The sequence below is a fragment of the Roseibium alexandrii DFL-11 genome (genome assembly GCF_000158095.2).
Classification (GTDB): Bacteria; Pseudomonadota; Alphaproteobacteria; order Rhizobiales; family Stappiaceae; genus Roseibium; species Roseibium alexandrii.
Genome location: NZ_CM011002.1, coordinates 3,837,288 through 3,863,470 on the forward strand (window position 1 = coordinate 3,837,288; position 26,183 = coordinate 3,863,470).

Genomic DNA, 26,183 nt, shown 5'->3' on the forward strand with positions numbered 1-26,183 from the left:
GCTCCTAAAAAAGGGATGCGCCGGTTCATCCATTCTGAGGGCCGGACCAAAGGGTCAAAACAAAGCCCATCGAAACGTTAGGAGACCGCAATGAGACGCGTTGTCGTCACCGGGATCGGAATCGTGTCATCCATCGGTTCCAATGCACAAGAAGTTCTGGCAAGCCTCCGGGAAGGAAAATCCGGGATCAGCTTTGCACCAGACTATGCCGAGCATGGCTTCCGCAGCCAGGTTCACGGTATGCCGAACATTGACATTCCCGAGCTGATCGACAAGCGCCAGCTGCGGTTCATGGGCGACGGTGCGGCTTACAATTACATCTCCATGCAGCAGGCAATCGCAGACAGCGGGTTGGAGGAGAGTGATGTTTCCAACGAGCGCTCGGGCCTGATCATGGGCTCCGGCGGTCCGTCCACGAAGAACCTGTTCCAGGCGCACAAGATCGTCATCGAAAAGGGTTCTCCGAAGCGCATGGGCCCGTTCATGGTGACCCGCGGCATGAGCTCAACCAACTCGGCCTGCCTTGCGACCCCGTTCAAGATCAAGGGCATCAACTATTCCATCACCTCGGCCTGTTCGACGTCCGCGCACTGCATCGGTGCTGCAACGGAACAGATCCAGTTCGGCAAGCAGGACGTGATGTTTGCAGGCGGCGGCGAGGAACTCGACTGGACCCTGTCCTGCCTGTTTGACGCTATGGGCGCCATGTCCTCCAAATACAACGACACTCCGCAAACCGCCTCGCGCGCCTATGATGCGACCCGCGATGGCTTTGTCATAGCCGGCGGCGGCGGTGTCGTGGTTCTGGAAGAACTGGAACACGCCAAGGCACGCGGCGCGAAAATCTACGCAGAAGTCACCGGCTACGCGGCCAACTCTGACGGTTACGACATGGTGGCCCCATCCGGTGAGGGCGGTGAGCGCTGCATGCGGATCGCAACGAGCACGCTGGGCGACCGCAAGGTTGACTACATCAACTCACACGGCACCTCGACACCGGTCGGTGATGTCGGTGAGATCGAGGCAATTCGTCGCGTCTTCGGTGAAAACCAGCCGCCGGTTTCCTCCACCAAGTCCCTGACCGGCCACAGCCTTGGCGCGACCGGTGTTCAGGAAGCGATCTACTGCCTGCTCATGATGCAGAACGACTTCATCACGGCCTCGGCGAACGTCAATGAACTCGACCCGGCCCTGAAGCCGGAAGAGATCGTGACGACACGCGTCGACAATGCCGGTCTCGACACAGTCCTGTCCAACAGCTTCGGCTTCGGCGGCACAAACGCATCGCTTGCGATGTCGCGTTATCACGGCTGAGGAGCGGTAAATGTCTGATTTGATGAAGGGCAAACGCGGCCTGATTATGGGCGTTGCCAACGATCACTCCATTGCCTGGGGTATTGCAAAAACATTGGCTGAGCATGGCGCAGAGCTCGCCTTCACCTATCAAGGTGAAGCTTTTGGCCGGCGCACAAAGCCGCTTGCCGAAAGTGTTGGGTCTAGCTTGATGCTTCCGTGTGATGTGGAAGACATCGACAGTGTCGATGCTGTTTTTGCAAAGCTGAAGGAAGAGTGGGGCACCATCGACTTCCTGGTTCATGCGATCGGCTTTTCCGACAAGAATGAGCTGAAGGGTAAATATGCCGACACCACTCGAGATAATTTTTCCCGAACCATGGTGATCTCTTGCTTCTCCTTCACAGAAATCACCAAGCGCGCAGCCGAATTGATGCCAGATGGAGGCTCCATCATCACGCTGACTTATGGCGGCGCCACGAAGGTGATGCCGAACTACAACGTCATGGGTGTTGCAAAGGCGGCTCTGGAGTCTTCCGTCCGCTATCTTGCCGCTGATTATGGATCGCAGAACATCCGCGTGAATGCCATTTCTGCCGGTCCGGTGCGCACATTGGCCGGTTCTGGCGTTTCCGACGCCCGGTTGATGTTCAACTTCCAGAAGCGCAATTCGCCGCTTCAGCGCACTGTTTCCCTGGATGAGATTGGTGGAACTGGTCTGTACCTTCTGTCGAATTTGTCCGGCGGTGTGACCGGCGAAGTACACTTTGTCGACAGCGGCTACAATATCATGTCCATGCCGCACTTGGACGAACTGAAAGCCCAGGAAAGCCGGGTGGACTGATTCGCACAATTTCCGAACAAAAAAAGGCGGCCGATTGGCCGCCTTTTTCATAAGAAAGGGATCAAAACTCAGTCCTCGATCAACTCGTCTGGATACACACCGAAAAGGCGTGTCTGATCGAGCCAGCCATTGAATTCTTCGCCGCTCACCCGGCACCAGCCGCCTGCACATTCGCCAACGGCTGTCAGAACAAAAGGCTCCAGTTCGGCAACGATATCGGCATCGGACTGTGAGCGGGCACGCAGCGGCGTCCGGTTGTCCCTTTCCCAAGGCGTAACCAAGGCCGTGCGCCGTCCGGAAAGCAAGGAATGAAATACCCATCCCTGTTTGCCTTCCCAGTCGCGGATGCGCCGCCAGTTTTCAAATTCCTGAATGATTTCCACGGGCAGGCCGGACTGAACGAAAGTCCAGGAGATGTCATGTTCGCGGGACGGTCCGAGACGGACGTTCACCCGGTCAGACTTCAAACTGACAAAACGGGGAACAGGCAAACCGGTTGCGCCGGTGGTTGTGCCTTGAGCAAAGACAGGCGGTGCCATTGACGTGCTACCAGTAATCACCCCGAGAGTAAGCAGGAAAAACGCAGTCGCGATCGAACGGGCCATATTGTCGGTAAGTCCAATTGTTATCGAACGGTTGTTTAAGGCACACCACTACAGAAAAGTGGACGCGAAAACCAGTAGGCCAGAATCAGCTTATCTGTTTGGCTGAGGAATGCATCCAATCCCTTGTTTCTGACGGATCATCTGGTAAGGAAAAGGGAGTGGTGTCATCCGCTTGCGCTCCGCGTAGCGTCAAGGTGAATCCGTTGGGGTTAAGGATTCCTCAACGAAGCCCGAAAGGCAGTTAGTATGGCGAAAAAGAAGCCTGTCGTCGTTGTGACCCGGAAACTTCCGGATGTGGTCGAAACCCGGATGCGCGAATTGTTTGAAACGCGTCTCAATGAAAGTGACAGGCCCTTCAGCCAAGCAGAACTTGTGGAAGCCGTACGGACCGCCGATGTTCTGGTTCCAACGGTCACCGACCGGATCGACTCATCCGTCCTGTCCCAGGCCGGAGAGAACCTAAAACTGATCGCCAACTTCGGGAATGGTGTCGACAACATCGACGTGGTTACGGCCAACAACCGCGGCATCAATGTCACCAACACACCGGGGGTTCTGACCGAAGACACGGCCGACATGACAATGGCGCTAATGCTCGCCGTGCCGCGCCGTCTATCAGCCGGTATCCACGCGCTAGAAAGTGGTGACTGGGCCGGTTGGTCGCCAACCTGGATGCTGGGCCACCGGATCTGGGGCAAGCGCCTCGGCATTATCGGCATGGGACGCATTGGTCAGGCGGTCGCGCGCCGTGCGAAAGCCTTTGGCATGTCGATCCACTACCACAACCGCCGGCGCGTTCCAGGCAGTATTGAGGAAGAGCTCGAGGCAACCTACTGGGAAAGCCTCGATCAGATGCTGGCGCGCATGGATGTGGTTTCGATCCACTGTCCGCATACGCCCGGCACTTTCCACCTTCTCTCTGCCCGCCGCCTGAAGCTTTTGAAAAAAGACGCTTACGTGGTGAACACCGCTCGCGGCGAAGTGATTGACGAAAACGCCCTAATCCGGATGCTGGAAGCGGGCGAACTCGCAGGTGCAGGCCTCGACGTGTTCGAACATGAGCCGGCGGTCAATCCCAAGCTCGTCAAACTCGACAATGTTGTGCTCTTGCCGCATATGGGCTCGGCCACGATCGAAGGCCGCATCGAAATGGGCGAGAAGGTCATCATCAACATAAAGACATTTATGGACGGACACCGTCCGCCGGACCGCGTCCTGCCGTCGATGCTCTGAAGTAATTGAAAATTCACGACCAACCCCGGCCAAGCGCCGGGGTTTTTTATTATGGAATCTGCACTTTGCAGACGTTTGTCCAACAGCCCGTATCGGGTCCAAGGACGACAGACTCTTAATGCGGGTTTGAAGTCCAGCTTATCCGACGTATTTCTTCCAAAGCGCGCTGTCGCCCATACCAGCTACAAAGGCCTTGTGAGCAGCGAATTCCTCGCCTCTCAAAAGAGCGCTAAGTGGAGTGGGACGGGGGCGGGCCTTGAAGGAACCGAGTTCTCCGGGTTCTGATCCTGCGTCTCCCGAACCAATCAGTCCATCCTCTTCATCCGGGTCCAGGATCAGCGCGCGCTGTTTTCCGCCGATCATTTCCAGATAGACTTCGGCGAGGATCTCCGCATCGAGCAACGCGCCGTGTTTGACACGCTTGGAATTGTCGATGCCATACCTGGAGCAGAGCGCGTCGAGCGAGTTCGGGCCAGAGGGGTGCTTGCGCCGGGCGATCTCGAGTGTATCGATCACCTGGGTGTTCGAGATGGTCCGTCGGCCGCAGCGTTCCAGCTCCATATTAATGAAGCCCATGTCGAAGGCCGCATTATGGATCACCAACGTGCCATCGCCTACAAATTCCAGAAATTCGTCAGCGACTTGTTCAAATAACGGCTTGTCCGACAAAAACTCTTCAGAAAGGCCGTGAACCTTAAAAGCCCCTTCCGGCATGTCCCGCTGCGGGTTGATATAGACGTGATAGGCGTTGCCGGTCGGAACGTGATTGATCAATTCCACACCGCCGATTTCAACCAGCCTGTCACCACCGCGCGGATTAAGACCCGTCGTTTCCGTATCGAATGAGATTTCCCGCATGGTTCCGCCTATTTTCCACCTGTCCCATCTGCGCAAGCAGGCAGCCCTGACGCAAGATCAGCGTCAGGTTTTCCCCGGTCTTCAGCGGAAAAAGCAGCGCAAACCGTTAGCCAATTGCGGCCGAGGCTTTCAAGACAGCCAGGACTGACCGGCGTGCAGCGTCCATTCCAAATCCAGTGTCGATCAGAAAATGCGCGCGCTTGCGCTTTTCAGCGTCCGGCATTTGTTTCGAAAGGATCGCGTTGAACCGGTCTTCGGTCATTCCCGGCCGGTCTAGGACACGCGCTCTTTGGACATCTGCATCCGCCGTTACAACCACGACACCGTCAACTCGTTTGTCGCCACCGGTTTCAAACAACAGCGGAATGTCCAGCACCACCACCCGGTGGCGGTCAGCTTTGGCTTTTTCAAAAAAGGCCAATTCTTCTTCGCGCACCAAGGGGTGCACGATGGCCTCCAACCGCTTCATGGCTTCCGGTTTTCCAAGGACATGCGGGGAGAGCAGGGTTCGATCGACGGTCCCGTCAACCACGGTTCCGGGAAAAGCTGCTTCGATCAATGGTGCCGCGCGTCCTGAATAGAGCGCGTGCACTGTCGCGTCTGAATCGTGGACGGGCACACCCAGTTCAGCAAACATCTTGGCGGTCGTCGATTTTCCCATCCCAATGGAACCGGTCAATCCAAGCTTGATCACGGTGTCACCCCGAGATCCGCCAGAACCAGATCGCGCAATTCCTTATCGACCTCGGGCCGAACGCCAAACCAACGCTCAAATCCGGGCACGGCCTGGTGAAGCAGCATGCCCAGGCCATCGACCGTTTTGTTGCCCCGTTTTTGGGCCTGTTTGAGAAGATCGGTTTCCAAAGGCACATAGACAATGTCTGTCACAAGTGCGGACACCGGCAACGGTTCAAGATCAATTTTCAGCGATGCTTTTCCTGTCATGCCAAGCGCCGTCGTGTTCACCAAGAGATCTGTTTCTCCAAGAAGTGTCCCCAACTTGTCCCAAGCGTACGCCTTCGTTTTTGAACCAAACTGATACTCAAGAACCTTCGCTTTTTCAAAGGTTCGATTGACAATATGCACTGCTGTGAATCCACGGGAGAGCAGAGCCCATATGATGGCCCGGGCCGCGCCGCCGGCGCCCATAACCACTGCTGTCCCGTTAGAAGGATCCCAACCGGGCGCCAACTGATCCAGATTTCCCAGAAAGCCCAGCCCATCGGTGTTTGCACCACACAAGGCCCCAGTCTCATCCAGCCAGAGTGTGTTGGCGGCACCCATGGCTTTGGCCGCATCATCCAGATGTGCACAGGCGGCGGCGGCGACCTCCTTGTGCGGCACTGTCACATTCGCGCCGATCAATCCGGAGGCGGCAAAATCCTCGTAAAATGCATCAGCTCTTTCTGGTGTCACCGACACCCGGCCATACTCTCCATCAAGGCCGTGTTTCTTGAGCCAATATCCATGCACGAGCGGAGACCGAGATTGATCGACCGGAAAGCCCGTGATCGCGGCTTTTCTGGTCTCCCCACTCATGCCTCGATCACTCCGAGTTCCCGCAGCTGCGCCAACAGCGGCAGCATCGGTAAACCGAGGATCGTGAAATAGTCACCATCAATCTTTTCAAAGAGTTGGAGACCTAACCCTTCCAGCTGATAAGCACCGACACTCGACAAAACGTCGTCGCCCGCCTCAGCCAGATAGTGGCCGACGAATGCCGGCGACAATGTGCGCATGGTCAAACGTGCCGTCGACACGTGCCGCCAAATCACTTCACCATCCTTGGAGATCACGCCAGCTGACAGGAGTTCATGAGTTTTTCCGGAAAATGCAAGCAATTGCCGGCGGGCCGCTTCCATATCGTCCGGTTTGGTCCGGCGCTCGCCTTCAAACGCAAGGATCTGATCTGCACCGATCACCAGTTCGCCCGAGCGGCGCGCACTGACGTCATTTGCCTTTGCTTCCGCCAGAACACTGGCCAAGTCTTCCGGTGGGAACCCGGCTTTCAGGAGCGGAGCCTCCACGGCGCGTTCGTCCACATTTGCCGGATCGACATCGATGGTCAGACCCGCATTTCTCATCAGTTCAGCGCGGATCTTGCTGCCGCTTGCCAAAACCAGTGCCATGATATCCTCTTGAAATGAAAAGCCCGGATTACTCCGATACTCCGTTTTCACGTGCTGTCTTGTAGTCTTTGAACAAAGTCAGTATTTCCGCAGCCGTTTCTTCAATCGACCGGCGCGTTACGTCAATCAGAGGCCAATTGTGTTCAGAACACAGACGCCGGGTCATGTTGATCTCTCGGGAAATCTCCTTTCGGTCAACATACTGATCGTTATAACTTTCTGAATTTAATGATAAAACCCTGTTCCGCCGAATCTGTTGGATCCGTTCCGCCGACGCGATCAAACCGATCACCATCGGATTCTTCAAGGATTTGACGCTTTCCGGGAGTGGAATGTCAGGCACCAAAGGCACGTTTGCCGCCTTGATACCGCGGTTCGCAAGATAGATGCACGTCGGTGTTTTGGACGTTCGTGAAATTCCAAGGAGCACGATATCTGCCGATTCCAGATCGTCCCAGATCTGTCCGTCGTCATGCATCATAGTGTAGTTCAGCGCCTCCATCCGGCTGAAATACTCCGCATCCATTTCATGCTGCCCGCCTATTCTGTGGGTCTGCGTGACATTCAGATAGGATTGAAACACCGCGAAAACCGGATCGAGAATATTTACGAAAGGCGTACCCAGCTCCCGGCACTTTTGCTCCAGCCGTTGGGCAATTTCCTCGTCGACGAGCGTGTAGAGTACAATCCCCGGGGCTTTTTCGATTTCACTGATGACCCGATCCAACTGTTTTTGCGAGCGCACCAGCGGATAGACATGCTCGATTTCCTGAACATTCTCATATTGGACCGTGGCCGCCCGCGCGACCGTCATGAGAGTTTCACCGGTGGAATCCGAGACAAGGTGCAGATGGAAGTAGTGTCTCGTCTTATTCACGGTATCATCCCCAGGGGTGTTGATGAATTGGGTGTTATCGTCATTATTCTTTGCCTAGCACGTATTTATGCCCGCTCCGCCGATTTTATTAACAATGTCTAAACGCCGGGAAACTGAAACCGGAACGGTTGTGGGCTTTTGTGGATCAACATGAGGCCTGTGACATTTCGACAGGCTATCCACCAACGCCCAATTTCTTAACGAAAGGTAAACACTTTTCTAAATCGCTGTAATTGCGCGCGAAATTTTGTTATCGACTCCTGGGGAGGAGTTAGCGCGTGTTTGCTGCCGGATTTTTCCCTAAACAGATATCGGAGTGATGGATTGTGGATGAAAAAGGATCCCGGTAATCCACGCTCTAATAAAAGAAACAGATTCAAATATAGAATCTTATTAGTTTTGAAATGTGGGAAAGGCGCGACCGTATGAAGTCCAAAGACAGAGCCGTAATGCGGGTTCTCTCAGGAGAAAAGATCTGGCCACCCCCCATCTGGATGATGCGACAAGCTGGCCGCTATCTCCCCGAATACCGGGAAGTCAGAGCCAAGGCGAAAAACTTCCTCGATTTTTGTTACACTCCGGATCTTGCAACAGAGGTCACTCTCCAGCCGATCCGCCGGTATGGCTTTGATGCAAGCATTTTGTTCTCGGACATCTTCGTCGTACCCGACGCCATCGGATATCCGGTAAGGTTTGAAGAAGGCCGTGGACCGGTACTGGAACCTCTCTCAGCTGATTTGATCGATCGTCTTGAGCAGGACCGAGCCGAGGATCATCTCAAACCGGTCATAGAGACGGTTTCGCGACTTCGGGCGGAGCTGCCAGAGGAAACTACTCTTCTCGGCTTTTGTGGGGCTTGCTGGACGGTTGCCTGTTATTCGGTTGCCGGTCACACGACGCAGGATCAGGTGGCTGCCCGTGTTGGCGCTTACAAGGATCCGGATCTGATGCAGCGTTTCATTGATGAGTTGGTCACAGCGTCGATCTCCTATCTGATCCGGCAGCTGGATGCGGGCGCTGATGCACTTCAAATCTTTGATACCTGGGCAGGTGTTCTGGATGATACCGGGTTTCAGCGGTGGTGTATTGAACCGACGCGCAAGATTGTTGACGGTGTGAAAGCAGCCCGGCCGGATGCCAAGATCATCGGTTTCCCGAAAGCCTCATCCGCTCGCATGCAAGCCTACATCAAAGGCACTGGTGTAGATGCGGTTGGCTTCGACTGGACCGCACCGGACCATTTGGCTCTGGAGATCCAGAAACAGGTACCAATCCAGGGCAATCTGGATCCAATGCGCCTGGTCGCCGGCGGAAAGGCATTGGAAGACGGTGTTCAGCACATCCTGAAGACGTTTGACAAAGGACCGTTCATCTTCAATCTCGGCCATGGGGTGACGCCGGACGCGGATCCGGACAACGTTGCGCGGATGGTTGAGATGGTGAAACAGGGATAATCGATGGACCTTTATCTCTGGGTGAAGTCCCTTCACGTCATTTCCATCATCGCTTGGATGGCCGGTTTGCTCTATCTGCCGCGGCTGTTCGTTTATCACGTGGACGCAGAGGTTGGCTCTGTCCAATCGGAAACGTTCAAGGTAATGGAACGGCGGCTGCTGAAAGCCATTATGACACCGGCCATGATTGCATCATGGGTGTTTGGTCTTTGGACCGCTTACGAATTGAACGCCTGGAGCGACGGCTGGTTTCACGCCAAGCTTCTCCTTGTGTTCATCATGTCCGGGTTTCACGGACATCTGTCCAAATGCGTGAAGGCGTTTGCAGCCGATCAGAATACCCGGTCCACCCGCTATTTCCGGATGATCAATGAGATACCGACAGTGATCATGATTATCGTTGTCATTCTGGTGATTGTGAAACCATTCTGATTTCGGTCTGAAAAATGACGTTAAGAAAGGCGGCAATCGAACGGATGGCCGCCTTTTTTGGGTGCGATGCAACAATGCCCAAAGAACCGGCAGATTTCCTGTCTTGCGCTCGCCGATAAAACAACGTATCTTCGAGCCACTTCAATTTGGTGACGCTGCGTAGCTTAATATCCCGCGTTCACCGGCAATCTGGACACAGCTAGACGTCTTTCAGATTTTTCCGGCCCTCCCATCTTCCTGGGTCCGGAACGACCTTCCAAACCAATATCCTTATCAACGTTAAGACCCCAAACTCGATGCGGGAAATGAAACTCAAAGACCTAAAACAAAAAACACCGACCGAGCTCTTGCAAAAAGCGGAAGAGCTTGAAGTCGAAAACGCCAGCACCATGCGCAAGCAGGAGCTGATGTTCGCAATCCTGAAGAACCTTGCTGCTCAAGACGTAGAGATCATCGGCGAAGGTGTTGTTGAAGTCCTGCAGGATGGTTTTGGCTTCCTGCGGTCGCCAGACGCCAATTACCTGCCGGGTCCAGACGACATCTATGTGTCTCCGTCTCAAATCCGGCGGTTCTCACTGCGGACAGGGGATACTGTCGAAGGCCAGATCCGGAGCCCGAAAGAGGGCGAACGGTATTTTGCGCTTTTGAAAGTCAACACGATCAATTTTGAAGACCCGGACAAGGCCCGGCACAAGGTTCACTTTGACAACCTGACGCCGCTGTATCCGGATGAAAAGTTCAAGATGGAGATCGAAGATCCGACGATTAAGGATCTGTCCTCCAGGGTGATCGATCTGGTTGCTCCGCTTGGTAAGGGCCAGCGTGCATTGATCACGGCGCCGCCGCGGACTGGTAAGACCGTCTTCCTGCAGAATATTGCAAAGTCGATCACCAACAATCATCCTGAATGCTATTTGATCGTTCTTTTGATCGATGAGCGTCCGGAAGAGGTGACGGACATGCAACGGACGGTCGACGGCGAAGTGGTCTCGTCCACATTTGACGAACCGGCCTCCCGCCACGTTCAGGTCGCCGAAATGGTGATCGAGAAGGCAAAGCGTCTCACTGAACATGGCCGTGACGTTGTTATCCTGCTGGATTCCATCACTCGCCTTGGCCGCGCCTACAACACGGTTGTGCCGTCTTCCGGTAAGGTTCTGACCGGTGGTGTTGATGCCAATGCGCTGCAACGTCCAAAACGCTTCTTTGGTGCGGCTCGTAACATCGAAGAGGGTGGCTCGCTCACCATCATAGCCACGGCGCTGATCGATACCGGCAGTCGGATGGATGAAGTTATCTTCGAAGAGTTCAAGGGAACGGGTAACTCCGAAATCATCCTTGATCGCAAAATCTCCGACAAGCGTGTTTATCCTGCGATTGATATTCAGCGGTCCGGTACACGTAAGGAAGAACTGCTGGTTCCACCGGAGCGTCTCAAGAAGACATTCGTTCTGCGCCGGATCCTCAATCCGATGGGAACGGTGGACGCGGTCGAATTCCTACTCGACAAGCTGAAGCAGACAAAGTCGAACGACGACTTCTTCGACAGCATGAACACCTGATCGTTTCATCCAACGATCATTGTTACCGGTGGAGGCGTGATCCAGATTGGGTCACGCCTTTACCTTTTGTTAAGACCTGTTTCACGTGAATCCAGTTTTAGATTCGGACCCGTTTTATGACCCAAGACATTCTCCTGGAAACGGAGCGGTTAATCTGCCGCAGTTGGCAGGATGCCGATCTCGAACCATTTGCCCAAATGTGCGCTGACCCTGAGGTCATGCGGTATTTTCCCGAGCCGCTCACCTACGATCAAACCACCGCTTTGATTGATAAGGCGAAGGCAAAGCAAGAACAGGATGGCTTTTGTTTCGTGCCAGTGGAAACCAAAGAGACATCGGAGTTTCTTGGGTTTGTCGGCTTGAGTATTCCCGCATACCCCAAGCCGCTTCCATTTGATCCATGCGTGGAAATTGGCTGGCGTTTGAAGCGTTCAGCCTGGGGAAAGGGTTACGCAAGTGAAGCCGCATTAGCTTGGCTTCGATTCGGTTTTGAAACCATAGGTCTTGACGAAATTGTTTCTTTCACCTCAGAAACGAACATTCCTTCTCAAAAGGTTATGGCGCGTGTCGGTATGGGTCGGGATCCGGCAGATGACTTTCTCCACCCGATGCTTTCAGATACCGATGTGCTTGCACTCCATGTTTTGTACCGTCTAGACCGCGAGACTTGGGCTAGCCGTCGGATGTGACCAATGCAGTTGAGCCGGAACTTTTGTGCTTCAGAGATTCACGTGAAACACACATCCACAGGGTGGGGCGGCTTTTCAGAAACTTGATACCGGAATTGACGATCCGAAAATTGTTTCACGTGAATCCGAACTGAATCGGGTACGGATTGTTTTTTGGATAAGGCTCCGTAGTTGGGAAGACTGTGATGAGAGCCTCATAATCCCTGTCCTGAGTTGGTCATCTGTGTGACAGACATAGCCGCTTGATTCACGTGAAACAGAAAAGTCTATCTATCGTTCTCACGACCTAGTTTGATTCGGCTGTGCAACGTCTCTCTGTTCCAAATCTGGAGAGTTGATAAAACTGAGTTCCGATCAGGAACCAGGGCCACGACCATCTTTCGAACGCACGTGCTTCTTGTTAAAGAGGCAGCAGAATACCTCTGAAACGGAAAGTATTATGGCTGACACGATCTATGCGTTGTCGAGTGGTGCAGTGCCTTCGGGGGTCGCTGTAATCCGCGTCTCCGGTCCTGAAGCCAGAACCGCTACAGTGGCGCTGTGCGGTAGGATACCCGCGCCACGAAAGACCATGCTTTCCAGGCTTCGCGATCCGGCTTCCCAAGAGATCATTGATCAGGCGTTGGTCCTTTTCTTTGAGGGGCCTGCAAGTTTCACCGGTGAAGATGTTGTCGAGTTTCAGTGCCATGGCGGCCGCGCTGTCGTTGCTGCGATGCTTCGCATATTGGGCGAATTTCCAAACTGCCGCCCCGCCGAGCCCGGTGAGTTTACCCGCCGGGCCTTTGACCGGGGCCGGATGGATCTGACCGAGGTGGAGGGGCTCGCGGATCTGATTGCCGCTGAAACAGAAAGCCAGCGGAAACAGGCTGTCCGCCAAATGGGTGGCGCCCTTGGATCGCTTTATGAAGACTGGCGTAAGCGTCTCATACACATGCGGGCGATGATCGAAGCTGATTTCGATTTCGCCGATGAGGAGGATGTCCCCGGCAGTGTCGCGGATGAAGTCTGGAAAGAGGCCGCCACACTTCAAAGCGAAGTTACCCGTCACCTTGAACAATCCAGAAGCGGCGAGCGTTTGCGATCCGGCTTGCAAGTGGTTTTGATGGGGGCTCCCAACGCAGGCAAGTCGAGCTTGCTGAATGCGATCGCCGGCCGGGATGTGGCCATCGTCACCGAGGAAGCGGGAACGACCAGGGATGTGATCGAGGTGCATCTTGATCTTGGCGGGTATCCGGTCACCCTTGTGGACACCGCAGGCCTTCGGGAGACAGATGGTATTGTCGAGCGGGAAGGCATTCGCCGTGCAGAAGAGCGTGGACGTCAGGCGGACCTCGTTCTTTGGGCTGTTGAACCCGGTGGTGTTGAACCCGATCACCCGCAGGCAGGTCTTCCGGAGGATGTCGCCGACCGGGTTCCTGTCTGGACGGTGCGGACAAAGGCCGATCTTGAGACTCTTCCGGAACAAGACTCTTCCGGAATAACCGAGAAAATTCCTGCATCAAGCAAGTCCGATGAGGGAATGAAGGGTCTGTTTGATGCCCTGACACGTTTTGCAGAGGAAACGATTTCTGTTGGCGAGGCACCCCTGGCAACACGGGCAAGGCACCGCCATTACCTGAACGACTGTCTGTCTGGCCTGGGTCAGGCCGTATCCTCAGATCATTTGCCAACAGAACTCAGGGCCGAAGATCTGCGGCGGGCTGCGGACAGCCTGGGCCGGATCACGGGTCGGATTGATGTCGAGGATCTTCTCGATGTGATCTTTCGGGATTTCTGTATCGGGAAGTAGATTGTTTCACGTGAATCAATTCAGGGAAAGACTGGATCGGTTCAGAACCGGAATATGTTTCACGTGAATCATGTCCGCTTTTTGAAGCGTGGAGCGACCCTAGCTTCAGCATGGCTGCCTCCCAGTGTCGAAATCTCTTTTGACCTAAGGGGTAGGTCCGGCGTATAAAGGCGGCAACAAGACCGGCTTTTGCTGTGTCTGACACTCCGGCTCAGATCCGGATATGATCCCGAAATCAGAATGTGAATGGCCGGGCGCGCGGCAAAAAGAGCGACCCGGACAAGCGGTGAGACTATGAACGATCAGGTTCTATCGTTTGATGTTGTGGTAATTGGCGGCGGCCATGCCGGCTGCGAAGCAGCAGCTGCCTCGGCTCGCATGGGCGCTAAGACTGCGCTTGTAACGCACAAGTTCGAGACCATTGGCGTGATGTCCTGTAACCCGGCGATCGGAGGATTGGGGAAGGGCCATCTCGTTCGTGAGATCGATGCACTCGACGGCCTTATGGGACGCGTCGCTGATCAGGGCGGTATTCAGTTCCGAATGCTCAACCGCCGCAAAGGTCCAGCCGTCCGTGGTCCGAGAGCGCAAGCGGACCGGAAACTGTACAGGGAAGCAATGCAGCGTGAGATCGCCGCTGTAGAAAATCTCACCGTTGTGGAGGGCGAAGCTGAGCAGCTCCGGTTCTCTGGTGCAGATGCGAGATCCGTGACAGGCATCGTTCTTGCGTCTGGTCAGGTAATTGACTGCGGCGCGGTGGTTTTGACAAGCGGGACATTCCTGCGCGGGCTGATCCATATCGGCGACAGAAAGATCCCGGCTGGGCGGTCTGGTGAGGCGCCCGCAATGGGGCTGTCTCACTCGCTGGAACAGATTGGTTTTGACCTTGGCCGTTTGAAAACGGGTACGCCTGCGCGACTGGATGGCCGGACAATTCACTGGGATCGGCTGGAAGAGCAGCCGGGCGACGAAGAACCGATCCCGTTCTCTACGCTGACCGACAAGATTTCGATCCCTCAGATCCCGTGTCACATCACGCGGACGACGCCGGAAACACATCAGATAATCCGGGACAATCTTGATCGCTCTGCAATGTATTCCGGTGAGATCAAGGGCCGCGGTCCTCGCTATTGCCCATCCATTGAAGACAAAATCGTCCGCTTCGGCGATCGGGATGGCCACCAGATTTTCCTGGAGCCTGAGGGTCTCGATGATCACACGGTTTATCCAAACGGGATTTCCACCTCGTTGCCGGAAGATGCGCAGATTGCCTTCTTGCGGACTATCCCAGGGCTAGAGAACGTTGAGGTCATTCAGCCGGGATATGCCATCGAGTATGACCACGTCGACCCGCGCGAATTGCGGGCAACCCTGGAAGCCAAACGGTGTGCGGGTCTTTACCTCGCAGGTCAGATCAATGGAACGACCGGCTATGAAGAGGCGGGTGCTCAAGGTCTTGTGGCTGGTTTGAATGCCGCGTTGAAGGTCGCGGACAAGGCGCCGTTTATCGTTGACCGGTCCCAAGGCTATATCGGCGTTATGATCGATGATCTCATCACCCGCGGAATCACAGAACCCTATCGCATGTTTACCTCACGGGCGGAGTATAGGTTGTCGCTCAGAGCAGACAATGCGGATCAACGTTTGACGCCTCTTGGAATTGAGATCGGCTGCGTGTCTGATGACCGCCGTGCCGCCTATGAAGCGAAGATGGAAAAGATCTTGGCTGCGCGCGATTTGCTGCAGAGCCTGACGGTGACCCCGAACGAAGCGACAAAAAAGGGGTTGCCTGTCAATCAGGATGGCGTCCGCCGTTCCGCCTTCGATCTGTTATCCTATCCGAAAGTCACGTTTGATGGGCTGCAAATGGTTTGGCCGGAGCTCGGGCATATGGATCCTGCAGTTGTCGAGCAGGTTACAACGGATGCTCTTTATGCTGTTTACCTAGAGCGGCAGACGGCCGACATCGAAGCCTTGAAGCGCGATGAGGCTTTGGGAATCCCCGATGATTTCGATTACGAAGCGATTGTCGGGTTGTCCAATGAAGTCAAACAAAAGCTCGCGGACATTCGGCCTGCGACATTGGGGCAGGCGTCGCGCATGGATGGGATGACCCCTGCAGCTCTGACACTGATCCTCTCCCATTTGAAACGTCAGTCTCAGCGCGGGGCGGCCTGATGGGGCGCCCGGTGGTGTTGAATGGTTCTGGAGATGCTGTGTATAAGTTTGGGGATGTTTCACGTGAAACGTTGGATCGTCTCCAGATTTATGTGGATCTGGTTTTGAAGTGGCAACCCGCACAAAACCTCATTGCTCCGTCTACAATTCCGGATATCTGGACCCGCCATGTAGCGGATAGCCTGCAAACGCAGTGGAGTTATCCAGAGGCGAAGGTCTGGGTGGATATCGGAAGCGGCGGTGGGTTCCCGGGCGTTGTGACGGCGATCCTTCTGGCAGACGAGCCGGATGCCCATGTCCACATGATCGAGAGCAATCAGCGGAAGGCGGCGTTCCTTCGGACGGCTTTGAGAGAGACCGGATCGAAAGGGACTGTCCACGCGGGCCGGATCGAATCGGTTGCGGAAGGGTGGAGCCATGGCCCGGTGGATGCTGTTTCTGCCCGAGCCTTGGCCTCTTTGAATCTGCTTTTTGATCTTGCCGAGCCGTTTACGGCACAGGGGTCAAAGGCCGTTTTCCACAAAGGCCAGGATTTTCGTCGGGAACTCGATGAAGTGTCTGACTCTTGGCAGTTCGATCTGGTAGAAAAGGAAAGTGTTGTTGATCCTTTGAGCCGGATGCTCCTCTTTTCAAATATATCAGCCCGGTCAAAGTAGCCTGGAAGGTGTGGTGGTAATGAACATACTTCCCGAAATGCCGCGTGTGCTCGCACTCGCGAATCAAAAGGGCGGGGTTGGGAAAACCACCACGGCCATCAACCTCGGAACGGCGCTTGCCGCAATCGGGGAGAAAGTCCTCGTTATCGATCTTGATCCGCAGGGGAACGCTTCGACGGGTCTTGGGATCGAGCACCGGGACCGCGGCCTGTCGACTTATGAAATCCTGAGCGGCGACTGCGCGATGGACGAGGCGATCCGCGAAACCGCGGTTCAACGCTTGTGGGTGGCTCCGTCCACCATGGACCTTCTCGGCCTAGAGCTTGAAATTGCGTCTACCAGCGACCGGGCGTTCCGGCTGCGCAATGCGATCGAAAACCTGACGCATTCCCGGCTCTTCAAGGAAATTGGCTTTACCTACGTCCTTGTAGACTGCCCGCCGTCCTTGAACTTGCTCACGATCAACGCGCTGTCTGCAAGCCACTCGATCCTGGTTCCGCTGCAGTGCGAGTTCTTTGCGCTTGAAGGTTTGAGCCAGTTGCTGAGCACGGTCGAGCAGGTGAAATCTGCTTTGAACCCGGAGCTCAGCATCCACGGGATCGTTCTGACGATGTATGACAGCCGGAACAATCTCTCCAGTCAGGTCGTTGCGGATGTTCGCGAAACGATGGGCGAAGCCGTTTATGACACGATCATACCGCGCAACGTTCGGATCTCCGAGGCACCGTCCTATGGCAAACCGGCGCTGCTCTATGACCTGAAATGTGCGGGAAGTCAGGCGTATCTCCGCCTTGCTTCTGAAATCATTCAGCGGGAGCGGCAGCTGCGCAGCGTTGCAGCCTAAGAACCGGTTGAATCGGGTCCGAATTGACATGTTGGAAGGATCGGTCAGGCCACATATGAGTTGATCCTTCATAACTTATTGAAATAAAAAGAAAAAGGTGCGGAATGGCGGACAAGGACGTCAAAAACAAGCGGCTTGGCCGCGGTCTAGCAGCTCTCATTGGCGATTCAGCGCAAGAGGCATCTCCAGCACCTGAAAAAGTGGTTCGCGACAGCCGCAGGGTCCCGATTGAGCATATCGAGCCAAACCCGCGCAATCCGCGTAAGACTTTCACGGAAAAGGATCTGGCGGACCTTTCCGAATCTCTAAAAGCCAAAGGTATCGTGCAGCCGATCCTTGTTCGCCCTGCAGCCGGGAAAACGAACCGGTTTGAGATCATCGCCGGCGAGCGGCGCTGGCGGGCCGCGCAGCGGGCTGGGCTTCATGAAGCGCCGATCATTATCCGTGATGTCACGGATCAGGAAGCTCTGGAGCTGGCGATCATCGAGAACGTGCAGCGGGCGGATCTCAATCCGATCGAAGAAGCGATGGGTTATGAGCAGCTCACTGCCGATTTTAGCTACAGCCAGGGTGAGTTAGCCAAGGTTATCGGCAAAAGCCGGAGCCATGTTGCCAACACCATGCGGCTGTTGAAGCTGCCGAATTCAGTCAAAGACTATCTGGCTGAGGGGCTTTTGACGGCTGGTCATGCGCGGGCGCTGATTACGGTTGATGATCCGGCTGCCTTGGCCGAACTGATCGTTGAAAAGGGTCTGACGGTGCGCGATGCGGAAAAGCTCGCTCAGGACCCCGATGCACTGGCGAAGTTGAAGGGCGAAAAAACCCCGACCGAAAAGCTGCAAAAGGACGCCGATACGAAAGCTTTGGAAAAGCGGCTGGCAGACACGCTGGGACTGAAAGTCACCGTCGGTCACAAATCCGGTAAAGAGTCTGGCGATCTGAAGATCAAATACACGTCTTTGGAACAGCTCGATCAGATTTGCCGGCTGCTGGGCGTTGAAAACCGATGAGAACTGGCGTGAAAGACTTAAGTAATCAATGCCGGGATTTCCCGGCCTTTTCCTTTATGTCAGCGGCGTTGGCTGCGCGCGCGCGCGGCGCGGCCGACCGTCAGTAGGGCCTCTGAGAGGACCGGAACTCCCAAATTGTCGTTCAGACGGGACACCCGCGTAGCCTCACTCAGGATGCCCATTGCACGTTCCAAATCCTTAATGGTCCAAATTCGCAGCTGCTGACTGAATTTCGGTTTGCGGCTGAAGAAAATGGGCGGGCGCTGACCGTCGACGACTTGCTGGGCACTTTTCCCAGCGTCGATTTCGATTCGCATCCGATGTAAAGATTGGAAATGTTTGAGCGCCTGATTGGCAATCACCGAGGCTTTGGATCCGGCATCCGTCAGGCGCTCCAGGCCATGATCGAGTGTCGACAAATCGCCGCCAGCGGCTGCATCGATTAATTCAGATGTTTCAAATGCCGAAGCATCGCCGATGATGGCTTCCACGTCCTCGGTGTCAATCCGCTCTTTCTGCATGGCGTACAGACAGAGTTTCTTGAGTTCGCCCCGGCTGGCCATCCGATCGCCGCCCAAGAGGCTGTGAAGGGCGGCGCGGGCTTCGCGGGAGATGGTCAGGCCTGCTTCGCGTGTTTCTTCATCAATCAAGTGGTCAATGCCGCGGTCGTTGTCCGCATAACACGGCAACGCGACAGCCTTTTTATGTGGCTCGATCAGTTTGCGCAGACCAACACCTTTTTTGATGTCGCCGGCTTCCAGAACAACCAATGTTTGCCAATCATCCAGCTTTAAGACGGGATCGACCGACGGCACCAGGTTTTTACCGCCGGCATCCTTGACCCACACAATACGGCGGCCACCAAACAGCGGAACGGTAAGCACCTCATCGATCAGACGGCTGCTGTCCGAACTGAGTTCAGAGGCGTCAATTTTTATGAGGTTGAACGGATCACTGTCGCCTTCGGACGCCTTGGCAACAAGGCGGCTGGCACGTTCGGATACCAGACCGGTATCCGGGCCGAACACGAGGACTACGCCGCCGCCATCCGGGGGACTGGCGACGAACCGGTCAATCTCCGCGGCCTTGAGCGTGGACACGTGTGTTTAGCCTTTTCTTTATGAACCCTGATGGGTTGCGAAGTATCCGGCAATCCGGGCTGTGATGTCTTCTGCGACCGCCTTTGCAACACGTTCTTCTGCATCCCGTTGCGCCCTTAAGTTGGCGAAACGCTGGCTGGAGAAGTCATATGAGGCGGATTGGAAGGACCGTCCTGTCATCAGTGTCTTGTCGGTTTCAAGGTCACTCAGGACGAAAGACGCGTTCATGGTCAAAGTATAGGCCGACGGAACATCAGAGAACTGTTCGACTGCGACAGAAGCTGTGCTGGTGTCTTCCAGAACCTTCAATCGGTACTTCTTGGCCGGGGCAGTTGTGCCACGCTCAAAATTGAAGGTCAGTTCGTTGTAAAGTGTGCGGCCAGAGACATCGGTGCCGATGGATTCAATATCGATCGCTGCAAGATCGGAGGACACGGTTTGTGTCCCGCCGAAGCCTGTTGCTGTGGTGCCATAGAGCGGGCGGATCTGACATCCGCCTGCCAATGTACCAAAGGTCAAAAAGCCCGCCAGAGCAAGGTTTCTGGTAATCCGGCTCGATGTCAAAACTTGGTCAAACAACGACATTGACAATCCTTTGTGGCACAACGATCAGCTTCTTCGGTGATTTCCCGTCAAGCGCTTTTTGCACATAGTCCAGCGCCAAGGTAGCTGCTTCGACCTCCTCTTTGGAGGCCTCTTTTGAAATACTCAGCTCACCGCGCCGTTTGCCGTTAATCTGGATCGGATACGTCACTGTATCTTCAGCCAACAGCGAGGGATCTGCTTCCGGCCAGGCCGCTTCGGAGATCAGGCTGTCATGACCCAGCTCAGACCAGCATTCCTCAGCGAGGTGCGGCATCATGGGCGCCATCATCTGGACGAGGTAATCAACCGTTTCCCGAACCGCGTATTCCTTGCCCTGATCTTCCAGGCCCTCGTTGAACGCTTTGCTCAACGTATTGACCAACTCATAAAGGCGCGCAACGGCGCGGTTGAAGCCGAGGCCTTCCAGATCGTTGGAGACAGCAGCTAGGGTTTTGTGGGTCGCGCGGCGCAGGTCTTCGGCTTTTTGAGACATGGCCGGAACAGAGGAATTTCGCGGCTCTGTCTTTTCGGCGATTTCACCGATCAAACGCCATACGCGTTGAACAAAGCGCCACGCGCCCTGGACACCATCTTCGGTCCAGATGACATCGCGCTCGGGCGGGCTGTCTGACAACATGAACCAGCGGGCTGTGTCGGCGCCGTAAGTGTCGATGATGTCCGTCGGATCAACCGTGTTCTTCTTGGACTTCGACATCTTCTCGATGGAGCCGATGGAAACGTTTTCACCGCTGTCCAGCATGGACGCAACGCGCTGACCGTCCTTTTCCTCGATCTTGATTTCGGCCGGTGAGACCCACTCGCCATTGGAGCCGTCTCCACCGCGCCGGTAGGTCTCATGCGTAACCATGCCTTGCGTGAAGAGGCCCTTGAACGGCTCTTTCAGATCAAGCGCACCAACCTTTTGCATCGCCCGTGTGAAGAACCGCGAATACAGCAAGTGCAGGATCGCGTGCTCAATTCCGCCGATATACTGATCGACCGGAAGCCAATCGGTTGCAGCTTTCGGGTCGGTCGGCTGATCACAGTCAGGTGCGGTAAAACGCGCGAAATACCAGGACGAATCGACAAACGTATCCATCGTGTCGGTTTCACGTTTGGCCGGCTTGCCGCAATTCGGGCAAGTGGTGTCACGCCAAGTTGGATGGCGGTCCAGCGGATTGCCTGGCTTGTCGAAATTGATGTCGTCCGGCAGCTGCACTGGCAGATTTTCATCTTTTTCTGGAACAACGCCGCAGTCGTCACAATGGATGACCGGGATCGGACAGCCCCAGTAGCGCTGGCGGGAAATGCCCCAGTCGCGCAGGCGGTAATTCACCTGACGCTCGGCTTGCGGCCCATCGTCTACCTTGATGGCTTCCAACTTTTCCGCAACGGCGTTTTTCGCATCGGCAATCGTCATTCCGTTCATGAAGTCGGAGTTAAAGATCGTGCCGTCGTCGGTGTAGGCCTCGTCGCCAATTTCAAAAGTTGCCGGATCGGTATCTTTCGGCAGAACAACCGGTTTGACGCAGAGGCCGTATTTGCGGGCAAAATCCAGGTCACGCTGATCGTGTGCCGGACAGGCGAAGATGGCGCCTGTGCCGTAGTCCATCAGAATGAAATTGGCGACGTATACCGGCAACTCGATGGAAGCGTCCAACGGGTGCTTGACCTTGAGACCGGTATCGATGCCCTTCTTCTCAGCCTTTTCAATGGCTTCTTCTGACGTGCCGACGCGCCGGCATTCCTCGATGAAGTCCTTTAGCTCCGGATTGGTCTCCGCCAGCTTCACCGAAATCGGATGATCCGGAGACAGGCCCATGAAGGACGCGCCAAACAAAGTATCCGGCCGTGTGGTGAAGATTTCCAGCGTTGTGTCGCCCGTCGGGGCAGCCTCGATAAACTCAAAGCGGACACGCAGACCTTCTGATCGGCCGATCCAGTTCTTCTGCATCAGGCGGACTTTGTCCGGCCAGCGATCAAGTGTCTCGATCGCTTCCAGAAGGTCTTCCGAAAAATCGGAAATCTTGAAAAACCATTGGGTCAGCTCACGCTGCTCGACAAGCGCGCCGGAGCGCCAGCCGCGGCCATCGATCACCTGCTCGTTGGCAAGGACGGTCATGTCGACCGGGTCCCAGTTGACCTTAGCGTTTTTGCGGTAGACCAGACCGGCTTCCAAAAACTTCAGGAAAAGCGCCTGCTGCTGCTTGTAGTAGGCAACATCACAGGTCGCGAATTCACGGCTCCAGTCAAGAGACAGACCCATGATCTTGAGTTGTTCGCGCATGGTGGCGATGTTTTCATAGGTCCAGTCTTTCGGGTGGACCTTGTTCTGCATCGCAGCGTTTTCGGCCGGCATCCCGAAGGCATCCCAACCCATCGGGTGAAGGACGTTGAAACCCTTGGCACGTTTGAAGCGGGCTACCACATCACCCATGGCATAGTTGCGAACGTGGCCCATATGAATTCGGCCGGACGGGTACGGGAACATCTCAAGGACGTAGTATTTGTCGCGTGGATCGTCATTGTGGGTGACGAAGACGTCTTTGTCGTTCCAAGTCTTTTGCCAGCGCGCTTCTACTTCGCGCGCATTGTACCGTTCCGTTGCCATCAATTATTGCCGTTTGCTTGCCGCCGGACCCGGCGGATTTTTTGAATGTCTGACTGCGGGACAGTCACCAGAAATCGGTGCCGCGGTCAACATGCCTTGAGTGAACTATTGCTACCCTGCTGTTTAATGCGCAGAGCGGGGGCCGTAAAGCTATTGTGTTTGGGAATCTGGGCCACAAACAACGGGTTCAATGACCATTAGGCCCCACATGTTCACTTTCAGCATACGGCCCAATTTGGTGCTTTGGCTTCTTGAGCGCGGATCTGGCTCATCACGACCGCCAAAAGTTGGTTTCGGTTTTTAAGATTTTGAGTCTTCCCTTGTTGGGGTATCACCCTGCGTATATGTCAAAGAGTAAGTTCCATTCCTAAATCAGAGCAGTCTTCATGGCCCCCGTTGCAGATCAGCTTTCCAACGTTCTTTCAGACATTCGCAAGGCAGAAGCAGAGTATGGCAGGCCCGAAGGCGCTGTGACCTTGATCGCCGTGTCCAAGACGTTTGAGGCAGATGCCATCCGCCCGGCGTTGGAGGCAGGTCATCGGGTTTTCGGTGAAAACCGTGTTCAGGAAGCCATGGGAAAATGGCCGGAGCTGCGTGGATCCTATGACGGGATTGAATTGCATCTCATTGGCCCGTTGCAGTCCAACAAAGCGAAAGAAGCCGTAGCGACGTTCGATGTCATCCATACGGTGGACCGACAGAAAATCGCAAAAGCCCTCAAAGCTGAAATGGATAAGCAAGGCCGGGATCTGCCGTGCTTCATCCAGGTGAATACCGGAGAAGAACCGCAGAAGGCCGGAATACCGCCGAAAGAGGTCGATCAGTTCGTAAAGGAATGCAAGGACACGGTCGGTTTGAACATCGTCGGTCTGATGTGTATTCCGCCGGTTGATGAGGCCCCGGGGGAGCATTTTGCGCTTCTTCAGAAAATCGCTGCGCGCAACGGCCTGTCTCAGATCTCCATGGGTATGTCATCTGACTACGAGACTGCCGTTGGGTTTGGCGCAACCCATGTGCGTGTCGGATCCGCGATTTTCGGATCGCGGGATTATGCGTAAATCTGTGTCCGCCTTATTGCGGTCCGAAATTGCTACTTTTGACAATAATTTGACCGAGACGTGACTGCCGAAGCCCGGCGGTCACAACAATGCCCCAACAGTTCCTTTGAGCGGCCTTTTGGCCGTCCCGATCTCAAATCAGTGTTCTCTCGTTCCGGTTCACCGGCCGCAGGGGTCTGGTTGAGCGACGGAGCACAAAGACCAAAACTGGAGGTCATATCATGTCCAAGTCTCTCGCAGCTGCCGTGCTTTTCGGTGCCGTTACCGCTTCTTCAGCGGTATTTGCTCAGGGCATGTCTTTTGATGTTGTCGACAGCGACCGGGACGGATTTGTCAGCTTTGATGAAGTCACTGCCGTCATGCCGGATGTAACAGAGGATGCCTTCAAGGCAGCCGATGCAAACCAGGACAACCTGCTCGATCCGGCAGAATTCTCGGCTGTTCAGCCGTAACTGGCTTGGGTGGATCGTAGCTTTCGGACCGCGGAAGGTGCGCGGTCCGCCCAGTAGGGACCATCGCCGGGAGAGGTCACGCCGGCGATGGTTCTCTTTATTTTTTTATGTTCGATATCTGTATCCTGCCGGTTAGCCGAAAACCCCGGGAAGCTTATGTTGATTTCTACGGTCCTGTGCCTGCCGAGGCTGGTCTTTTTGGCCAAGTGGTCAAGGATTTGTTGACCAAAAATTTTTCGTTTGTCAGACTGCCTTCCATAATTGGGAGGAAATTATGAAACCATTTACGTGGGCTCTTGGAGCCGCGATGGCGCTTAGCATGACTGCCGGCTCATCCTTTGCAGCTGATACAACTCTGCGTATTTCGTTGCAGCTGCCGCTGACAAGCCACCTTGGTCAAAACCTTACCTTGTTCAAGGAAGAAGTGGAGAAGAACTCCAACGGTGATATAGCGGTCGAAATCTACGACTCCGCGCAGCTTTATAAAGACAAGGAAGTGCCCGCTGCCGTTGGGTCCGGCGCGATCGAGATGGGCGTGGCGTCCCTGACCCGATATGTCGGTGACATTCCAGCGGTCGATATTTTTTATCAGCCGTTTCTTTTTGATACCGAGGACAAGGTCCGCGCAGCTGTTGCTCCAGGTTCTCCTGTCCGCGGACCGCTCGATGAGGCGATCAAGGACACCGGATCAACTGTCCTGTGGTGGCAGGCCTATGGTGGTGCGATCATGCTGTCTCAGGACGGACCGATCAAAACGCCGGAAGACATGAAGGGTAAAAAAGTCCGTGTCTTCGGCAAGACCCTCAGCGATTTCGTGACCGCTGCGGGTGGCGCTCCAACGCTCATTTCCGGATCCGAACAATACCTCGCCTATCAGCGCGGCACAGTCGATGTCGGCATGACTGGCGTTTCCGGTGTCAAGTCCCGGAAGCTTTGGGAAGTCATGGACACCATTACCGTGACCAACCACGCGGACATCGAATTCATTGTCGTTGTGAACACGGATTTCTGGAATGGCCTGCCGGACGCTCACAAGGAAATCATTCAAGCTGCTGCTTTGACGGCCGAAAATGATGTTCGCGACCGGATGTCCCAGATCGAGGCGGATGCGTATGCAGCTGCGGAAGAAAACGGAATGTCCGTTTACAGGCCGACAGCTGAGGAAATCTCTGCCTGGAGAGCGGTCAGCCAACCGGTTTACGACGCTTATGGCGAAAAAGCCGGTGACCTTGGCAAGCAAGTCATGGATGCGGCGCAGAAGCTTTAGGACGTTTCGACGTGTATATCGTTGAAGCCTATGCGGCGGCCCTGATCCTCACGGTCGCCGCGCAAGCTGCGCCAGGTCCAAACCTGGTTGCCGTTGCAGCTGCCGCCTTGGGGCAAGGCCGCCGTGCGGCCGTTTACGTCACCTTTGGTGTGGCGTCCGGCGTTCTTGTCTGGGTTACGGCAGTTGCGTTCGGACTGGCTGTTTTACTGGATCTTTTTCCGGCTGTGCTGACAGCCATGAAGATCCTCGGCGGCTGTTATCTTCTTTATGTGGCTGCCAAGGCGGCGCGTTCGGTTTTATGGCCATCGTCTGGTGGGACGATCCGGGCTGCCGGTAAGAAAGCGTCTGATTTCAGAAACTGGCGGTTTGGCCTCTTCGTTGTGCTCAGCAATCCGAAAGCGGGTTTGATGTGGATTGCTGTTGCATCCTTTCTGTTTGGCCAGGGTTTAGAAGCACCAGCCGTTCTTGCTTTCGGGCCGCTTGGGGCCGTTTCAGCCTTCCTTGTCTATGGCGCTTACGCTCTGCTTTTTTCGACGGGCCGTATGACCCTGGCCTATCAAAAATTCCAACGTGGATTTGAGGCTGCATTCGCTGCTGCCTTCGGCACAATGGGCGCTGCTCTCATTCTTTCAGGATTGCGCGAAGCGCATCGGTAAC

At 55.1% G+C, this 26,183-nt stretch carries 25 protein-coding genes; 16 read left to right on the forward strand and 9 right to left on the reverse strand.

Annotated elements, in window-relative coordinates:
• Positions 1 to 90 precede the first annotated feature (90 nt).
• Positions 91 to 1,314: a beta-ketoacyl-ACP synthase I gene (gene fabB / locus SADFL11_RS17570; RefSeq protein ID WP_008194668.1), complete on the forward strand. Its 1,224-nt coding sequence runs from the start codon at positions 91 to 93 to the stop codon at positions 1,312 to 1,314.
• A 10-nt stretch (positions 1,315 to 1,324) separates the two neighbouring features.
• Complete coding sequence (gene fabI / locus SADFL11_RS17575; RefSeq protein ID WP_008197120.1) at positions 1,325 to 2,137, forward strand: enoyl-ACP reductase FabI; 813 nt, start codon at positions 1,325 to 1,327, stop codon at positions 2,135 to 2,137.
• A 68-nt stretch (positions 2,138 to 2,205) separates the two neighbouring features.
• On the opposite strand, the gene SADFL11_RS17580 is transcribed toward fabI, so the two are convergent.
• Positions 2,206 to 2,676 (reverse strand): SH3 domain-containing protein, encoded by a 471-nt coding sequence (locus SADFL11_RS17580; protein WP_008196311.1) that lies wholly within the window; start codon positions 2,674 to 2,676, stop codon positions 2,206 to 2,208.
• A gap of 312 nt (positions 2,677 to 2,988) precedes the next feature.
• Here SADFL11_RS17580 and SADFL11_RS17585 point away from each other — a divergent pair, with 312 nt between their 5' ends.
• Positions 2,989 to 3,975, forward strand: coding sequence for a 2-hydroxyacid dehydrogenase (locus tag SADFL11_RS17585; protein ID WP_008196335.1), 987 nt, complete (start codon positions 2,989 to 2,991; stop codon positions 3,973 to 3,975).
• Positions 3,976 to 4,113: 138 nt separating this feature from the next.
• On the opposite strand, the gene dnaQ is transcribed toward SADFL11_RS17585, so the two are convergent.
• From dnaQ to SADFL11_RS17610, 5 genes are all read right to left on the reverse strand, one after another.
• Positions 4,114 to 4,833, reverse strand: a complete 720-nt coding sequence (gene dnaQ / locus SADFL11_RS17590; RefSeq protein ID WP_008193718.1) for a DNA polymerase III subunit epsilon — start codon at positions 4,831 to 4,833, stop codon at positions 4,114 to 4,116.
• A 106-nt stretch (positions 4,834 to 4,939) separates the two neighbouring features.
• Complete coding sequence (coaE, locus tag SADFL11_RS17595; RefSeq protein WP_040451200.1) at positions 4,940 to 5,527, reverse strand: dephospho-CoA kinase; 588 nt, start codon at positions 5,525 to 5,527, stop codon at positions 4,940 to 4,942.
• Positions 5,524 to 6,372: a shikimate dehydrogenase gene (locus SADFL11_RS17600; RefSeq protein WP_008193222.1), complete on the reverse strand. Its 849-nt coding sequence runs from the start codon at positions 6,370 to 6,372 to the stop codon at positions 5,524 to 5,526. Before SADFL11_RS17600 ends, coaE begins: the two co-directional genes overlap by 4 nt.
• A complete protein-coding gene (locus SADFL11_RS17605; RefSeq protein WP_008190765.1) occupies positions 6,369 to 6,962 on the reverse strand; it encodes a Maf-like protein in 594 nt (197 codons plus the stop codon). Before SADFL11_RS17605 ends, SADFL11_RS17600 begins: the two co-directional genes overlap by 4 nt.
• A 28-nt stretch (positions 6,963 to 6,990) precedes the next feature.
• On the reverse strand, positions 6,991 to 7,839 hold the full coding sequence (locus tag SADFL11_RS17610) for a pyruvate, water dikinase regulatory protein (RefSeq protein WP_081450527.1): 849 nt from the start codon (positions 7,837 to 7,839) through the stop codon (positions 6,991 to 6,993).
• Between the two features lie 425 nt (positions 7,840 to 8,264).
• On the opposite strand from SADFL11_RS17610, the gene hemE reads away from it, so the two are divergent.
• From hemE to SADFL11_RS17655, 9 genes are all read left to right on the forward strand, one after another.
• The gene (hemE, locus tag SADFL11_RS17615) at positions 8,265 to 9,293 is read left to right on the forward strand and encodes a uroporphyrinogen decarboxylase (protein WP_040451199.1); all 1,029 of its coding nucleotides are present in this window, start codon (positions 8,265 to 8,267) and stop codon (positions 9,291 to 9,293) included.
• 3 nt (positions 9,294 to 9,296) lie between these two features.
• Positions 9,297 to 9,725, forward strand: coding sequence for a protoporphyrinogen oxidase HemJ (hemJ, locus tag SADFL11_RS17620; protein WP_008195943.1), 429 nt, complete (start codon positions 9,297 to 9,299; stop codon positions 9,723 to 9,725).
• 296 nt (positions 9,726 to 10,021) lie between these two features.
• Complete coding sequence (gene rho / locus SADFL11_RS17625) at positions 10,022 to 11,287, forward strand: transcription termination factor Rho (RefSeq protein WP_008191409.1); 1,266 nt, start codon at positions 10,022 to 10,024, stop codon at positions 11,285 to 11,287.
• A gap of 116 nt (positions 11,288 to 11,403) precedes the next feature.
• The gene (locus SADFL11_RS17630) at positions 11,404 to 11,976 is read left to right on the forward strand and encodes a GNAT family N-acetyltransferase (RefSeq protein WP_008190984.1); all 573 of its coding nucleotides are present in this window, start codon (positions 11,404 to 11,406) and stop codon (positions 11,974 to 11,976) included.
• A 439-nt stretch (positions 11,977 to 12,415) separates the two neighbouring features.
• Entirely contained in the window at positions 12,416 to 13,765 is a 1,350-nt protein-coding gene (gene mnmE / locus SADFL11_RS17635; protein WP_040451198.1) for a tRNA uridine-5-carboxymethylaminomethyl(34) synthesis GTPase MnmE, read from the forward strand.
• A gap of 294 nt (positions 13,766 to 14,059) precedes the next feature.
• Positions 14,060 to 15,943, forward strand: a complete 1,884-nt coding sequence (gene mnmG, locus SADFL11_RS17640) for a tRNA uridine-5-carboxymethylaminomethyl(34) synthesis enzyme MnmG (RefSeq protein WP_040452668.1) — start codon at positions 14,060 to 14,062, stop codon at positions 15,941 to 15,943.
• A gap of 38 nt (positions 15,944 to 15,981) precedes the next feature.
• The gene (rsmG, locus tag SADFL11_RS17645; RefSeq protein WP_228198217.1) at positions 15,982 to 16,599 is read left to right on the forward strand and encodes a 16S rRNA (guanine(527)-N(7))-methyltransferase RsmG; all 618 of its coding nucleotides are present in this window, start codon (positions 15,982 to 15,984) and stop codon (positions 16,597 to 16,599) included.
• A gap of 19 nt (positions 16,600 to 16,618) precedes the next feature.
• Positions 16,619 to 17,443, forward strand: coding sequence for a ParA family protein (locus tag SADFL11_RS17650; RefSeq protein WP_008192791.1), 825 nt, complete (start codon positions 16,619 to 16,621; stop codon positions 17,441 to 17,443).
• 104 nt (positions 17,444 to 17,547) lie between these two features.
• Positions 17,548 to 18,453, forward strand: a complete 906-nt coding sequence (locus SADFL11_RS17655; RefSeq protein ID WP_008193387.1) for a ParB/RepB/Spo0J family partition protein — start codon at positions 17,548 to 17,550, stop codon at positions 18,451 to 18,453.
• A gap of 59 nt (positions 18,454 to 18,512) precedes the next feature.
• Here SADFL11_RS17655 and holA read toward each other — a convergent pair whose 3' ends face one another.
• From holA to leuS, 3 genes are read right to left on the reverse strand one after another with little or no spacing between them, the layout of a single operon-like run.
• A complete protein-coding gene (gene holA / locus SADFL11_RS17660; protein WP_008190846.1) occupies positions 18,513 to 19,553 on the reverse strand; it encodes a DNA polymerase III subunit delta in 1,041 nt (346 codons plus the stop codon).
• An 18-nt stretch (positions 19,554 to 19,571) separates the two neighbouring features.
• Positions 19,572 to 20,138: an LPS assembly lipoprotein LptE gene (gene lptE / locus SADFL11_RS17665; protein ID WP_040451197.1), complete on the reverse strand. Its 567-nt coding sequence runs from the start codon at positions 20,136 to 20,138 to the stop codon at positions 19,572 to 19,574.
• Positions 20,125 to 22,749: a leucine--tRNA ligase gene (leuS, locus tag SADFL11_RS17670; RefSeq protein ID WP_008190956.1), complete on the reverse strand. Its 2,625-nt coding sequence runs from the start codon at positions 22,747 to 22,749 to the stop codon at positions 20,125 to 20,127. Before leuS ends, lptE begins: the two co-directional genes overlap by 14 nt.
• Before the next feature lie 386 nt (positions 22,750 to 23,135).
• On the opposite strand from leuS, the gene SADFL11_RS17675 reads away from it, so the two are divergent.
• From SADFL11_RS17675 to SADFL11_RS17690, 4 genes are all read left to right on the forward strand, one after another.
• Complete coding sequence (locus SADFL11_RS17675) at positions 23,136 to 23,807, forward strand: YggS family pyridoxal phosphate-dependent enzyme (RefSeq protein WP_008191796.1); 672 nt, start codon at positions 23,136 to 23,138, stop codon at positions 23,805 to 23,807.
• A gap of 221 nt (positions 23,808 to 24,028) precedes the next feature.
• Positions 24,029 to 24,259 (forward strand): PLC family EF-hand domain-containing protein, encoded by a 231-nt coding sequence (locus tag SADFL11_RS17680; RefSeq protein ID WP_008191794.1) that lies wholly within the window; start codon positions 24,029 to 24,031, stop codon positions 24,257 to 24,259.
• 274 nt (positions 24,260 to 24,533) lie between these two features.
• Positions 24,534 to 25,526: a TRAP transporter substrate-binding protein gene (locus tag SADFL11_RS17685; protein WP_040451196.1), complete on the forward strand. Its 993-nt coding sequence runs from the start codon at positions 24,534 to 24,536 to the stop codon at positions 25,524 to 25,526.
• Between the two features lie 11 nt (positions 25,527 to 25,537).
• Positions 25,538 to 26,182, forward strand: coding sequence for a LysE family translocator (locus tag SADFL11_RS17690; protein ID WP_008195617.1), 645 nt, complete (start codon positions 25,538 to 25,540; stop codon positions 26,180 to 26,182).
• Position 26,183 lies beyond the last annotated feature (1 nt).

Coding starts and splice junctions, on each gene's coding strand:
- mnmE (WP_040451198.1), top strand. CDS start 12,416: ATGGCTGACACGATCTATGCGTTGTCGAGTGGTGCAGTGCCTTCGGGG.
- hemJ (WP_008195943.1), top strand. CDS start 9,297: ATGGACCTTTATCTCTGGGTGAAGTCCCTTCACGTCATTTCCATCATC.
- SADFL11_RS17675 (WP_008191796.1), top strand. CDS start 23,136: ATGGCCCCCGTTGCAGATCAGCTTTCCAACGTTCTTTCAGACATTCGC.
- SADFL11_RS17630 (WP_008190984.1), top strand. CDS start 11,404: ATGACCCAAGACATTCTCCTGGAAACGGAGCGGTTAATCTGCCGCAGT.
- mnmG (WP_040452668.1), top strand. CDS start 14,060: ATGAACGATCAGGTTCTATCGTTTGATGTTGTGGTAATTGGCGGCGGC.
- rho (WP_008191409.1), top strand. CDS start 10,022: ATGCGGGAAATGAAACTCAAAGACCTAAAACAAAAAACACCGACCGAG.
- hemE (WP_040451199.1), top strand. CDS start 8,265: ATGAAGTCCAAAGACAGAGCCGTAATGCGGGTTCTCTCAGGAGAAAAG.
- dnaQ (WP_008193718.1), bottom strand. CDS start 4,833: ATGCGGGAAATCTCATTCGATACGGAAACGACGGGTCTTAATCCGCGC.
- fabI (WP_008197120.1), top strand. CDS start 1,325: ATGTCTGATTTGATGAAGGGCAAACGCGGCCTGATTATGGGCGTTGCC.
- SADFL11_RS17600 (WP_008193222.1), bottom strand. CDS start 6,372: ATGAGTGGGGAGACCAGAAAAGCCGCGATCACGGGCTTTCCGGTCGAT.
- lptE (WP_040451197.1), bottom strand. CDS start 20,138: ATGTCGTTGTTTGACCAAGTTTTGACATCGAGCCGGATTACCAGAAAC.
- SADFL11_RS17585 (WP_008196335.1), top strand. CDS start 2,989: ATGGCGAAAAAGAAGCCTGTCGTCGTTGTGACCCGGAAACTTCCGGAT.
- SADFL11_RS17605 (WP_008190765.1), bottom strand. CDS start 6,962: ATGGCACTGGTTTTGGCAAGCGGCAGCAAGATCCGCGCTGAACTGATG.
- fabB (WP_008194668.1), top strand. CDS start 91: ATGAGACGCGTTGTCGTCACCGGGATCGGAATCGTGTCATCCATCGGT.
- SADFL11_RS17680 (WP_008191794.1), top strand. CDS start 24,029: ATGTCCAAGTCTCTCGCAGCTGCCGTGCTTTTCGGTGCCGTTACCGCT.
- SADFL11_RS17685 (WP_040451196.1), top strand. CDS start 24,534: ATGAAACCATTTACGTGGGCTCTTGGAGCCGCGATGGCGCTTAGCATG.
- SADFL11_RS17650 (WP_008192791.1), top strand. CDS start 16,619: ATGAACATACTTCCCGAAATGCCGCGTGTGCTCGCACTCGCGAATCAA.
- leuS (WP_008190956.1), bottom strand. CDS start 22,749: ATGGCAACGGAACGGTACAATGCGCGCGAAGTAGAAGCGCGCTGGCAA.
- SADFL11_RS17655 (WP_008193387.1), top strand. CDS start 17,548: ATGGCGGACAAGGACGTCAAAAACAAGCGGCTTGGCCGCGGTCTAGCA.
- SADFL11_RS17580 (WP_008196311.1), bottom strand. CDS start 2,676: ATGGCACCGCCTGTCTTTGCTCAAGGCACAACCACCGGCGCAACCGGT.